The following is a 12256-nucleotide window of genomic DNA, read 5'->3' on the forward strand; positions in this document are numbered from 1 at the left end:
TTTGAATACATCGAGTACCCCTATAAGCGTTACAAATTCAACCACCTGCTGGTCTCCCCCATCAACAGCCGCCGTCAGCTCTACCGTCTCATCGACAACGAGCTCTCCAACGCCAAGGCGGGCCAGCCGAGCGGTATCATCCTCAAGATCAACAATCTGGTGGACAAGGATCTCATCAACCGCCTCTATGCCGCCGGTCAGGCCGGGGTGCCGATCCAGATGATCATCCGTGGCATGTGCGCCCTGCGTCCGGGCGTACCTGGCCTCAGTGACAACATCAAGGTGATCAGCATCATCGACCGCTTCCTCGAGCACCCGCGGGTGATGGTGTTCCACAACAAGGGCAACCCCCAGCTCTATATCTCCAGCGCCGACTGGATGAGCCGCAATATCGACGGCCGTATTGAGGTGGGCACCCCCATTTATGATGAGCGCCTCAAGCAGCGCATCATGGACATTCTCGAACTACAACTGAGTGATACCTGCAAGGCGCGGGTCATTGATGCCGACCAGCAGAACGAATATGTGAAGCGGGGCAACCGCCGCAAGATCCGCTCTCAGGTGGCGATTTACGACTATCTCAAACGTATCGAGTCAAACAATGGACAATAGTCTCTATGCCGCCGTGGATCTCGGCTCCAACAGTTTTCATATGGTGATCGCCCATCTGAGCGAAGGGCGTTTTCGCATCGTCGATCGCATCAAGGAGCGGGTGCGGCTGGCGGAAGGGATGGATGAGCAGAAACGAATGAGCCCGGAGGCGATGGAACGCGGCCTCGCCTGTCTGTCACTCTTTGCCGAGCGGCTCACCAACATCAAACCGGATCAGATCCGCATCGCAGGTACTTACACATTGCGCCGTGCCAGCAACGCGCGCGAATTTGTGAGTGAAGCAGCCAAGGTGCTCAACCACCCCATCGAGATCATCAGCGGGCAGGAAGAAGCACGGCTCATCTATCAGGGGGTCGCCCATACCCAGCATATCGAGGGCCAGGTACTGGTGATCGATATCGGCGGCGGCAGCACCGAGCTCATCATCGGTGAAGGGTTTGAACACAAGGCCCTCACCAGCCGCAAGATGGGCTGCGTCAGCTTTACCCAGAGCTTCTTTGCCAGCGGCAAGCTGAGCGACAAGCACTTCACCAATGCCGTGCTGGAGGCGCAGCACCAGCTCGCCCCCATCGTCAACCAGTACCGCAAGCTGGGCTGGCAGAGCTGCCTTGGCAGCTCAGGCTCCATTCGTACCGTGCGCGACGTGCTGCAGGGGGAAGGGCTGACTGACGGCAGCATCACGCTGGAGGGGCTGGAGCGGCTCAAGGCGCTGATGATTGAGCGCAAGCGAGTCGATAACCTCAAGCTGACAGGGCTTACCGAGGAGCGCCAGGAGGTGTTTGCCGCCGCGGTCGCCATCCTGCTCGGGCTGTTTACCTCGCTGCCCATCGAGCGGCTTGACTACTCCGACGGTGCCCTGCGTGAAGGGTTGCTTTATGAATTCGAGGAGCGCTTGCAGCACCACGATATTCGCGAGCGCACCGCACAGGCGCTCGGTACCCACTACCGGATGGACAAAAAACAGGCAGCCCGTGTGGAGCAGAGCGTGCTGACCCTGTTTGATGCCTTGCAAGAGCCCTGGCAGATGGAAGTAGAGCCCTATCGAGCCATCCTCGGCTGGGCGGCGCGGCTGCACGAAATTGGCCTTGCCATCAACTACAGCGGCATTCACCGCCACTCCGCCTATATCCTGCAACACACCGACCTGCCCGGCTTCAACCAGGACGATCAGGCCCTGCTGGCAGCGCTGGTACGCTTTCAGCGCAAGGGGCTCAAGCTCTCCGAGCTGCCTCCCCTACCCAACCACGACATGCAGACGGTGCTGCGCTGCATCCGCATCCTGCGCCTCGCAGTCGCCGCTCACCACAAGCGTCAGGACAACCTGCTGCCCGAGTGGAAAGTCGCAGTACAAGGCGATCAGTTGGTCGTGACCCTGCCGATCGACTGGTGCGAGGAGAACCGTCTCCTGATGCAGAATCTGGAGAAGGAACATCGTTATTGCCAGGAGCAGGGCTGGCCACTGTTGTTCCAGCTCGGCTAAACCGGAAAGATAAATGAAAAAGGCAGCCCACTGGCTGCCTTTTGCATCTCAATCTCCCGGTTACTGCAACTCGGGCAACAACCACTTGGCCATCTCGAAGTAGATGATAAGGCCGGTACCATCCACCAGCGTCGCGATGAATGGCGCAGAGACCACCGCCGGATCGATGCGGAAACGACGCAGCACCATGGGAATAATGGATGCGACCGTGGCACTCCAGAGCACGATGGCGATGATGGTAAAGGTCACCACCATGCCAATCTGGGGACCGACGCCGAGACTCCATGCCCGTACCCAGGCCGCCATGGCAATGGCACCCGAGATGAGCAGACCGGTGGAGAGCTCCTTTTTCAGCACTGTGCCGAGATTGCGCAGACTCACCTCCCCGACCGCCATGGCTCGTACTATGGTGGTGGTGATCTGGGTGCCGCTGTTACCACCAGTACCGATCAGCAAGGGGATAAAGAAGGCCAGCGCGATGGCCGCTTCCAGCTGCTCCTCAAATGCCCGCAGCACGGTGCCGGTGTAAGCTTCCGCCACAAACAGGATGAGCAGCCAGCCCACCCGTTTGCGCCACAGCTGCCAGGGCGTCGCCTGCAAGTAAGGGGTATCGAGCGGTGATGAGCCCCCTTGCATCTCGGCATCCTCGGTGGATTCGAGCTCCAGAATATCCGCCGCATCATCGACGTGGAAAATACCGACCAGTCGCCCCTGATCCTCGACAGGCAATACCGACAGGTCGCGGTCGATCAGCAGGCGCGCTGCCAACTCCTGATCCGCACGAGCGTTGATCCGCACCGTCTCCCGATCCATCAGGGTCGCGACGTTGGCCAGCGGGTCAGCGATCAGCAAGGCCTTGAGGGAGAGGCTCCCTTGCAGACGACCATCCCCGTTGACCACATAGATATGGCGAAACAGCTGGGCATTGTCCCAGGCATCGTGGATCAGCTGTTTGGCGTGACCGACCGTGTCCTCCTCCCGCACCGCCAGATATTCGTGGCGCATGTTGGCCCCCACTGACTCGGTGGGCCAATCCAGCAGGGAGTAATACATGGCCTGCGCCTGGGTCGGGAAGCGAGCCAGCAACATGGTGCGATCCTGACGACTCAGTTTGCGCAGGATGGCGACCATCTCACGGCGGGGAATAGCCTCCTGCAACACGCTGACGATGCTGCCATGGAGCCGCTGCAACAGGCGCCCGGCACTCTCGGCCGAGAGTGAACCAAGCAGTTCGGCCCCTTGTGGGATTGGCAGGGTATCAAAGATGCAGTTGAGCTCTTCCGGACGCAGGGTCAGCAGTTGATCGGCGCGCTGAACCGGATCCAGATTATGTTCCAGCCAACCCTGCAGGGCGGCCAGATCGAGCAGTTGGTGACGGTTAAGAATGGTATGTGTTTTCTTCATCACAGATATCCTCATGTGATTTCAGGCGAGCCTGAATGCCTCCGGAAATAGCCGGATGCAACGACAAGAAAACAGCAATTTGATTGACGAGTAATAGGCAGGAAATGACGCCGTTCGGCGTGTCATCATCCCCACGTACCAGCTTTAGCACTGTATAACGTATCCGGCATGCCGGAAGCCACTTGGGTTTACACCTTAATCCGATGAAAACTGTCCTGATCTTGGGCGTCTCTGGACGTCGTGAGATCAGTGGCCTGTGTTTATACAGGAGCCTCGCCTAACGAGATGCTGCAAATAATTCGCACAACCCTCTGTTGTGCGGGCGGCATGATTATCCAATCCCGCAGGGAGGTCAACCCCGCAGCTCCCATTAAATGGGCAACGGCAACAGCTTGTTACAATTGGCAGGGGATGACACGGAACCAATTTACAGAACCTGGATAAAAGGAAAGGCCCCAAAGGGCCCCTTTTTTATTAACGAATATAGTCAAATAGCGTCAGACGGCTTATTTTGCTGAAAGAGAGTTGCGAGGCACTCAATGCCGCATCCTCTTTTGACAGCGCGGAAATCACTTCATAGAGATCCGCTTCCGACACCTTGGCTCTCGCCTCGGCGTTGAGGGTACTCAACCCCTCGTTAGAATCCATGACTGCCTCGAGACTGTTCATCCTGCCACCCAACTCCCCCAATCCATGATCGATATTCAGACGAGCATTTTTCATATGGACGGTAGCATCGGCTACTTCCAACGCAAAGTTGTCAGCGGTAATAGCGGGATCACGCAAGGCGGTAATAAAATCCGACATACCATTCAATATGTTGTCATTCTTCGGTGGATTAAGATCAAACTGCTCAGAACTGCCCGCAGGCGAGCTGACGGTCAACTCCAATCCATTGAAAGGGATCTTAGTGCCAGCAGTGTAGTTACCCGTTTGCAGGGTTGCACCACCGGCATCCTTGATATCGTAGGTATCCGGTGGGCCTATGGTGGTTGATACGGTATAGGTATTACTGGGCAGTGCCGAGTTATAATTGGACTTATAGAAATTATCAAAGTTACCCTGATCGCCTATCCCAACCTTGATATTTGCTGTGGTTGCACTGGCGGTTCTTCTGGTCGCCACGATTTCAAACAGATCTTGCCCGGAATCATTGGCAGCAATTTGTACCGTGGGTGAGACCTGAATATTTCGCTGACCAGGGTCACCCTGAAAAATATATTTTCCGTTAGCGTCTTTTATATATGGCTGGGTCTTGCTCTGATTACCGCCAAATATAAATTCACCCGAGGAGTTTTTGCTATTCATCAGGTCAAACATCTGCTGCTGCAACCCTTCCAGCTCGCTGGCGATGGCCTTGCGATCATCCATGCTGATAGCGCCATTATTTGACTTCTGGATCAGGGTCTGGGCACTAAGCATCGCATTATTAATCGACGTTAATACCGTCTCCTCATGTCCCAGGCTGTTTTCCAGCAAGCTGCCATTGACACTGTACTGCTTGAACAGGTCAATCTCCTTGGTCAGTGCCATCTTCTGGCTCATCCCTGCGGGATCTTCTCCGGCAGTCTGAAATTTATTGCCGGTTTGCAGCTGTTGATAGGCAGTATTCAACCGCTCGTTGGCACTGTTGAGGGAATAGATATTCCGGTCGTAGATCATGTTGGTGGTGATGCGCATGACGTTACCTCACGGAAGAGAGCAGTGTATCGAAAATGGTTTTGGCCGTGCTGACGATTTGCGCCGATGCCGCATAGGATTGCTGGAAGCGGATCAGATTGGCAGCCTCCTCCTCCAGATTGACCCCAGACACGCTTTCAAAAATGCCGGTGCTCTGGATAAGCTTGGACTCATTGGCCTTGAGCAGCGTTTTTGCCTGACTGGTATTGTTACCCACTTCCATCACCAACCCGGAATAGGCCTGATTGAAGGTCATCTTGTCGTTGGTCGTCCCACCATTGGTGCTCTTGCGCACCAGATCCTTGTTTTGCAGTTCGGCCAAAACCAGGCCATTGCTGTTATCGGCAAAGCCATTGCTGTTGTAACTGAGCTTGAAGCTGTCACCGGCATCCACCGTGCCAGTGATGCTGAACTCGTAGCCGGGCGCCTGTTTCGGGTTTGGATAAGCTGGTCCACCAGTGGGGGGGGGCAGTTGCAAGGCTGCCATTAAATTCTGCCCCTTGCTGCTCGCAGGGGCCGTACCTATCAGAGTAGTACCATCGGCTTGAAACACCTGATAGTTACCACTAGCATCGATTTTGACCACCTGAGGCGCTGTCGGGCTCAGACTATTGGTACCAAAACCTGACCCCGCACCTGTATTAAATACGCCACCCAGTTTGATATCAGCCCCGCCGCCATTATTGGTGGTCTTTTCCGCTTTAAGCGGAGAGGCCAAGGCCAAATCTTCCGGTCGGGTGATCAGCTGACCCAGACCGGCGGCCGCACTTTTGGTCGGTTGCAGCAACAGTCTGTCACCCGCAGCCGGCACACCGGTGAGATCGATTGAAATGCCGTGACCAGTGAGTTCAAACGTTGCAGGAGGGGTCGTTCCAGTCGCCACAGAGGTGCGATTACCAGACTTGTCCAGCGAGAACACCTCATAACCGGTGGCGCTGCTAAAGCGCACTTCGTAATCAAACGGGGTCACAGATGTCCCCTTGCCCGGCACAAAGCTGACATTCGCCCCGACCGTCCCGGTGTTATTGCCGTAGGGTAAGCCCTTGCTGGTAGGCAGGGTGAAAATATCGCCGCCAATCTCGTTATCCAGATCCATCCCGAGGCGGTTCTGCTGGTTCATCGCATCGGCCATCGCCACGGCCAGCTGCCCCAGTTCGCGCTTGGTAGGCTCAAGGTCGGTACGCGCCTTGAACAGCCCCCCCATGGCGCCACCAAACGTATCGTGGTCGATGGTTGCCTGATTATCCCCCAGAGTCAGTTGCAGCTCCTGATCTCGGGAGTCAGGATCTCCTGCAATCACCTTGAACTGGGCGACGCCCCCATCGAGGATCAGCGAATGGCCGGTGCTCATATTGACCAGCATGCTGCCGTTGGGTTGGGCTACGGTACGAATATCCATCTTCTCCGACAGCTGGCGGATCGCCTCATCCCGCTGATCAAACAGCATCAGGTTCTCTTCGGGTGACCCCTGAGTGCGGATGATGGCCTGATTAAGATCATTGATGCTGGTGAGCAGGCTGTTGACCTGCTTGGTTTCATCTTCAATGCGGGTGTTGAGGGTATCGCTCTGCTTGTCGAGCTGCGCCGAGAGGGTATGAAAACGGTTGACCATGCCACTCAACTCCGTCATCACCACCTTGCGCCCACCGATCTCGGCAGGCGATTCATTGGCAGAGTGAAATGACTTGAAGTAGGAGGTGATGGCCGCCCCCACGCTATTGCTGGTATCCCCAAGCAAGCTGTCAACGCCAGCCAACTGTTCATAATGGGTCAGGGAGGCATGATAGGCGGAGGTATCACGGCGCACCTCCCCCTGCATATAGTCGTTGATTACCCGCTGGGTCTTGATGTCACCGGTCCCCAGACCGATGGTATTGGTATACACCAGCGTACGTTCACGCACATAGCCCTGGCTATTGACGTTCACTATGTTGTTACTGGTGGTCTGCAGCAGGCGTTGCTGTGCCAGCACGCCCGATGAACCAATCCCAAGCAGGTCGCTTGCCATACGTTACAGCTCCATCTCGTTGTATTGGGCAATGGCATCACTGCGCAATACCTGTTTCAATTTTCTGGCGTAGTGCGGGTCGGTGGCATAACCCGCCTGTTGCAGCGCCTCAAAGTAGCGATCAGGACTATCCACCTTCGCCAGGGCTCCCTTGTAGCGAGAGCCGGAAGTGAGGAAATCCACATAGTCGTTGAAGCTCTCTTCAAACGACTCATAGGAGCGAAATGCCGCTTTCTGGCGGGAGGCGACGCCTTGCTCATACTCGAGCGTGCTGACCACCGCCTTGGGCCCTTCCCAGCGCGGATCGGCCTTGATGCCAAACAGGTTATGGGTCACCTGCCCCTCGCCATCCTTGATCACCCGCTTGCCCCAACCGCTCTCCAGTGCCGCCTGAGCGACCAGTACCGCCGGGCTTAACCCCAGCTTGTCGGCCGCTTTCTTGGCCAGCGGCATCAGGCGATTAACAAACTCTTCCGGTGTATCGAACTCTTTGCCCCCACTACCGGTGGTACTGCTCTCTTCGCTGGCCATGCGTCCCATGGGCGGAATGCTGCGGTGCGGTCGACGGGGCATAGTGAGTGCGTGGTTCTCCTTGACCCCCTCGGCCATCTCTTTTTCAGCAAAATCTTTGCCAACTTTTGATGCCGAGATCAAATCATCTGCTGCGACCGTGGGTGGCTGATAGGGTTTGTAGATCCGTTCGGTGCGCTGCGGCATCTTGAGCACCCGTCCATCCTGATGGGTAAAGGTCTCGGGAGAGAGCTGTTTAGCCACCATGTCAGCTAATCCCAGCCCCCCCTTGCTGGACATGTCGGCAACCCGCTGCTCATCAAGCATCCCTTCATAGAACTGGGTATAGCTGCTGTTCATCGGGTTGTCCTGAGTCAACACTCCGTTGGCCTGACGCATGCTCTGAAACAGCATCTGGGTAAAGATTGACTCAAACTGGCGTGACGCACTCTTGAGCGCTTCGGCCTGTCCCTCTTTGCTTTGGCTCATCTGGCGCAGACGATCCAGGTTCTTGATGTCCTGTACCATCCCGAGATTCATGCCGCTGTTGCTGTCAAACTCCGCCATTTTGCTTACCTCATTGCCACCCGTGGCAACCACTTGCCGCTTGTTACAATATGACCAGTTGCCCCTCGATGGCGCCTGCCTGCTGCAGCGCCTCAAGGATGGCCATCAAATCACCCGGGGCGACCCCAACCTGATTGACCGCCCGGACCAGATCGTCCAGGGTCGCACCGGTATCAAACTTGAACATCCGCCCCGGCTCCTGCTGGACATTGATGGTCGAGTTGTTGGTCACCGTCGTCTCTCCTCCCGCCAGCGGGTTGGGCTGGGAGACCTGTTGGTTTTCGGCGATGGTCACCGTCAACCCGCCATGGCTGATGGCCGCCGGTTTGAGCTTGACCTGACTACCGATCACTATAGTGCCGGTGCGGGAGTTGACGATGATCTTGGCCGCCTCGTTGGCCGGATCCACCTCCAGGTTCTCGATGGTGGCGAGATAGGAGACCCGCTGACCCGGATCCCGCGGGGCATAGACCTTGACCGAGGTGGCATCAAGCGCCTGAGCGGTATTGGGCCCCACCAGATCGTTGACCACATCGGCCAGACGGCGCGCCGTAGTAAAGTCGGGTCGGTTAAGGTTGAAGGTGATGGTGTCCCCCTGACTGAAGGAGTTGGGCACCTCCCGCTCCACTGTCGCACCGTTAGCAATCCGCCCGACGGTCGGGGTATTGATCACTACCTTGGAACCATCAGCCCCCTCGGCCCCCAGACCACCGACCACCAGACTGCCCTGCGCGACCGCATAAACCCGCCCATCGAGCCCTTTCAGGAAACTCTGCAGCAGAGTGCCGCCCCGCAGGCTCTTGGCCTCGCCAATGGCAGAGACCGTTACGTCGATGGTCTGGCCCGGCTTGGAGAAGGGGGGCAAGTCGGCATGGATCGCCACCGGTGCCACATCCTTGATCTTGGGCTTGATATTATCCGGCACCTTGATGCCAAAATTGTTGAGCATGGTACGGAAGGTCTGCTCGGTGAAGGCGTTGTTCTTCTCGCCAGTGCCGGGTAACCCCACCACCAGACCGTAACCAATCAGCTGGTTGTTACGCACCCCTTCAACCGAGCTGATGTCCTTGATCCGGGCCGCATTGGCCACACCCAAGGGCAGCAGACAGCAAAGCAGAGTGACAAGACGGAGTGACTTCATAACATCTCCTAGAGCGGCCACCAGGGACCATTGAAAAAGCTGGTAAGCCACCCTTGCTCCTGGCTATTGGCCAGATCGCCGGTACCACCGTAGTAAATGCGGGCATTGGCCACTTTCTGGGACGAAACGCTGTTATCAGACGTCACGTCCTCCGGGCGAATAAGGCCGGTGATCCGGATATATTCATTGCCATTGTTGAGCATGATCCACTTCTCGCCGCGCACCACCAGATTGCCGTTGGGCAGCACCTTGGCCACGCTGACCGAAATATTGCCCTGCAGGCTGTTGCTCTGATCCGCCTTGGCCTGGCCCTTGAACGCGCTGTCTTGAGCAATGGAGGCTGAGAGATCATAGGGGCTGGCGGTCACGGGCACGCCACCCAACTTGACCGGGTCCAGATTGAACTTGTTATTCTTGCCACTCTGGGTATTGGCCTTTTTCGAGGCGGAGGTCGACTCCGACAACTCGATGGTAATGATGTCGCCCACCTTGTGCGCCTTGATATCCGAATAGATGCCATTGACCTGATCCGGCTGGAAAATCGCCCCTGTCGGTCGCACCGACACCGGCTCCGACTCCCCGTAGACGGGGGAAAATTCGGGATCATCAGGCTTGGGCGTATTGGGAGTGCTGCTACACCCTCCCAGCACCAACAATCCCAGCATCCATACGGCTTTCATCATGCACCTCCTAATTAGGTACGCTGGATCAGGAAGGACATCATGCCGTCCACGGCGGAGAGCACCTTGGAGTTCATCTCGTAGACCCGCTGAGCCTGAATGAGGTTCACCAGCTCTTCGGTCACGTTGACGTTGGAAGTCTCCAGCATCCCCTGCTTGATCACCCCCAAACCATCGGCACCGGCAGTCCCCTGAGCGGCAGCACCACTGGATTGGGTCTCGACAAACATGTTCTCCCCCATCGGCTGCAAGCCGCTGGCGTTGACGAAGTCGGAGATGTTGATCTGACCGACGACCTGAGAAGCGCCATCGCCCTTGAGCTGCACCGAGACCTGGCCATCTTCACCCACAGTGACGCTCTGGGCGTTTTCCGGGATCTGGATTTCCGGTTGCAGCGGGTAGCCATTACCCGGAGTCACGATGGTCCCTTCATCGTTGAGGGTGAACTGACCATTGCGGGTATAGGCCGCACTGCCATCCGGCAGCTGAATTTCAAAGTAGCCGCGACCACTGATCATCAAATCGAGCGAGTTGTCGGTGGTTTGCACGTTGCCCTGGCTGTGGTTTTTCTGGGTCGCCACCACCTTGGCACCCGCCCCCAGCATCAGGCCGGAGGGGAGCTCGGTATCGGCAGAGGAGCGGCCACCGGGCTGATTGATGTTTTGATAAAGCAGATCTTCAAAGATGGCCCGTGACTTTTTGAAGCCCACGGTGCTGGCGTTCGCCAGGTTGTTCGAGGTGACCGAAATATTGGTCTGCTGTGCATCCAACCCGGTCTTGCTGATCCAGAGTGCAGGATTCATAGTGTAACTCCTTGATTAGCTGATTCGCAGCAGTTGGGTTTGAGCTTCATCATTCTCTTCGGCCGTCTTCATAATTTTGACCTGAGTTTCGAACTGGCGTTGCAGCCGGATCAGGTTGGTCATCTCATCCACCACATTGACGTTGCTCCCCTCAAGGGAGCCGGCAATCAGGCCGACATTGGCTGAGGCGGGTTCATTCTGGCCATCCTTGCGGCGAAACAGACCATCTTGCCCCTTCTCCACCGCATCGGCGGCCGGATTGACCAACTTGATCCGCTGAAAATCTTCCGGCAAGTTGGCGGCAGCCCCCTCAGGACGACCGCTGATGGTGCCATCCCGATTGATCTCGAGTTTCTCCATCGGCATCGGCAGCACGATGGGCTGACCACCGTCATCCACCACATTCAGACCGGTCGAGGTCTGCAAATTGCCGGTCGCATTGACCTGCAAATTCCCCATGCGGGTATAGGCTTCACCGCCCTTGGGATCCTGCACGGCAATCCAGCCCGGACCATCCACCGCTACGTCCAGATCCCGTCCGGTGGTCATCAGCATGCCATGCTGCAGGTTCTGACCCGGGCGCTCAGCCATGGCAAACACCCGGCTTGGCAAGCCCTCTCCGAACGCCTGCATGCTTCTGGCCTGCTCGAAATCGGACTTGAAGCCGGTGGTATTGGCATTGGCGAGGTTGTTGCCGCGAACAGCCAGGCTGTTCATGGTCTCTTTGGCACCGGACATGGCGATATAAAGCAGGTGATCCATGGAATTCTCCGTCAAACAGATGACTCTGACAGGAAAAATGCAATTAGAGTGCCAACAGCAGAAATATGGGGGGATAAGGAGGATGGGAATCCGACAGAAACAGAGAGGGGGCCAAGCCCTAATGCCGATCAGTTAAGGATCCATTGACCGATCCTTCTGTTTTGTGAAAATCCGAAACCTGTTGATTAGTTTCGGATTTTTTATGCGTATCGACCAGGCTCTCGATTTCCTGCACGCCAGTAATGCCGCTCAGTTTGAGTCACTCTCTGACCTCATTTCTCCCGAGCTCATCACGACGCTGCTCGCCGAAGAGGATGTCGCGACCCTGCGTCGTCGCCGCATGCCCATGGAGCGACTAGTCTGGGCCATCATCGGCATGGCTATCTTCCGCCATGTTCCCATGACCCAACTGGTCAATCAGCTCGATATCCTGTTGCCCGGCGACCGTCCCTTTGTTGCTCCCAGCGCCTTTCTGCAAGCTCGCCAAAAACTGGGGGACAAGAGCATCGAGCGTCTGTTTCACGAGACCGCCTCGCGCTGGTACCAGCAGGCCAACCACCCCGGTTGGGCCGGGCTGCAACTGCTCGCCGTCGATGGCGTGATGTGGCG

At 56.8% G+C, this 12256-nt stretch carries 10 protein-coding genes, 1 pseudogene and 1 riboswitch; of the genes and pseudogenes, 3 read left to right on the plus strand and 8 right to left on the minus strand.

Annotated features, from left to right (window positions below; genetic code table 11):
* Both AB5Y85_RS03425 and ppx read left to right on the plus strand, forming a co-directional pair.
* Positions 1-612: pseudogene (locus AB5Y85_RS03425) on the plus strand (polyphosphate kinase 1); the annotation flags it as partial.
* Positions 602-2092 (plus strand): exopolyphosphatase, encoded by a 1491-nt coding sequence (ppx, locus tag AB5Y85_RS03430; RefSeq protein ID WP_064336818.1) that lies wholly within the window; start codon positions 602-604, stop codon positions 2090-2092. The pseudogene AB5Y85_RS03425 and the gene ppx, both read left to right, overlap by 11 nt.
* A gap of 60 nt (positions 2093-2152) precedes the next feature.
* Here the strand turns inward: ppx and mgtE are convergent, their stop codons facing one another.
* The 8 genes from mgtE to flgF form a co-directional block, all read right to left on the minus strand.
* Entirely contained in the window at positions 2153-3496 is a 1344-nt protein-coding gene (gene mgtE, locus AB5Y85_RS03435) for a magnesium transporter (protein ID WP_167572153.1), read from the minus strand.
* Between the two features lie 122 nt (positions 3497-3618).
* Positions 3619-3788: riboswitch (M-box (ykoK) riboswitch) on the minus strand.
* Between the two features lie 182 nt (positions 3789-3970).
* Positions 3971-5176, minus strand: a complete 1206-nt coding sequence (gene flgL, locus AB5Y85_RS03440) for a flagellar hook-associated protein FlgL (RefSeq protein ID WP_111899695.1) — start codon at positions 5174-5176, stop codon at positions 3971-3973.
* Positions 5177-5180: 4 nt separating this feature from the next.
* Complete coding sequence (flgK, locus tag AB5Y85_RS03445; RefSeq protein ID WP_136501273.1) at positions 5181-7184, minus strand: flagellar hook-associated protein FlgK; 2004 nt, start codon at positions 7182-7184, stop codon at positions 5181-5183.
* A gap of 3 nt (positions 7185-7187) precedes the next feature.
* Positions 7188-8261 (minus strand): flagellar assembly peptidoglycan hydrolase FlgJ, encoded by a 1074-nt coding sequence (flgJ, locus tag AB5Y85_RS03450; RefSeq protein WP_257687759.1) that lies wholly within the window; start codon positions 8259-8261, stop codon positions 7188-7190.
* A gap of 43 nt (positions 8262-8304) precedes the next feature.
* Positions 8305-9402, minus strand: a complete 1098-nt coding sequence (locus AB5Y85_RS03455; protein ID WP_005350664.1) for a flagellar basal body P-ring protein FlgI — start codon at positions 9400-9402, stop codon at positions 8305-8307.
* A gap of 8 nt (positions 9403-9410) precedes the next feature.
* Positions 9411-10082: a flagellar basal body L-ring protein FlgH gene (gene flgH, locus AB5Y85_RS03460; RefSeq protein ID WP_005350662.1), complete on the minus strand. Its 672-nt coding sequence runs from the start codon at positions 10080-10082 to the stop codon at positions 9411-9413.
* 14 nt (positions 10083-10096) lie between these two features.
* Positions 10097-10885, minus strand: a complete 789-nt coding sequence (gene flgG, locus AB5Y85_RS03465; RefSeq protein WP_005334158.1) for a flagellar basal-body rod protein FlgG — start codon at positions 10883-10885, stop codon at positions 10097-10099.
* Between the two features lie 15 nt (positions 10886-10900).
* Complete coding sequence (flgF, locus tag AB5Y85_RS03470; RefSeq protein ID WP_005334159.1) at positions 10901-11647, minus strand: flagellar basal-body rod protein FlgF; 747 nt, start codon at positions 11645-11647, stop codon at positions 10901-10903.
* Positions 11648-11849: 202 nt separating this feature from the next.
* On the opposite strand from flgF, the gene AB5Y85_RS03475 reads away from it, so the two are divergent.
* Positions 11850-12256, plus strand: a 407-nt coding sequence (locus AB5Y85_RS03475; RefSeq protein ID WP_368221201.1) for a transposase domain-containing protein, incomplete at its 3' end; no start/stop codon positions are given.

The sequence above is a fragment of the Aeromonas sp. R3-1 genome (assembly GCF_040908345.1).
GTDB classification, from domain to species: Bacteria; Pseudomonadota; Gammaproteobacteria; order Enterobacterales; family Aeromonadaceae; genus Aeromonas; species Aeromonas veronii.